The sequence below is a fragment of the Pseudomonas sp. 300 genome (genome assembly GCF_055803035.1).
The window spans coordinates 1-825 of the sequence record NZ_JAVLRV010000019.1; the positions used below are offsets into that span (position 1 = coordinate 1).

The following is an 825-nucleotide window of genomic DNA, read 5'->3' on the forward strand; positions in this document are numbered from 1 at the left end:
ACCGGCTCGCTGGCAATCAACCTGACCGGTAACGCGGCCAACAACATCATCACCGGCAACGACGGCAACAACGTCCTCAATGGTGGTGCCGGCATCGATACCCTGATCGGCGGCAAAGGTAACGACACCTACGTCCTCGACAAGGTGGAAGAGCTGGCGTTTGTATCGGAAGCAGCGGATGAAGGTAACGACACCCTGCAAATCGCTTACAATGTGCCCAAGACTGAAGTCCAGAGCATCAATCTGAGCAGCGGCAACCTGCAGAACTTCGAAAACATCACCGTCACCGGTACCGGGCTGCTCAATCTGATCGGCAACGACCTGGGCAACAAGCTGACCGGCAACGCGGCGCGCAACGAAATCACCGGCGGTGCCGGCAATGACCTGCTCGACGGCAAAAACGGCGGCGATCTGTTGACCGGTGGCAGCGGCGATGACACCTACGTGATTTACAGCAACAAGGACGAGGTGGTGGAAGCGGCCTCTGGCGGCAACGACACCGTGCGTATCGCTGCCTACACCGGCAACAGCTACACCCTGGGCGACAACATTGAAAATGCCATTATCGACTCCCTGGCAGCGATCAATCTTGTCGGCAACGGGCTGAATAACACCCTGACCGGTAACGCCGCCAACAACGTCCTGAACGGCGGTGCCGGTGTGGACACCCTGATCGGTGGCAAGGGCAACGACACCTACTTCGTTGACCATGAAGACGACAGCGTCGTCGAACTGCTCAACGAAGGCGTCGATACCGTCAGCGCATCGGTCAACTACACCCTGGCAGCCAACGTCGAGAACCTGATCCTGACCGGATCGGCTATC

At 58.4% G+C, this 825-nt stretch carries 1 protein-coding gene; it reads left to right on the forward strand.

Annotation, left to right across the window (positions count from 1 at the left end; genetic code table 11):
* Window positions 1-825: calcium-binding protein (locus Q7W83_RS29450; protein WP_473658523.1), on the forward strand; the 825-nt coding region annotated here is incomplete at both ends.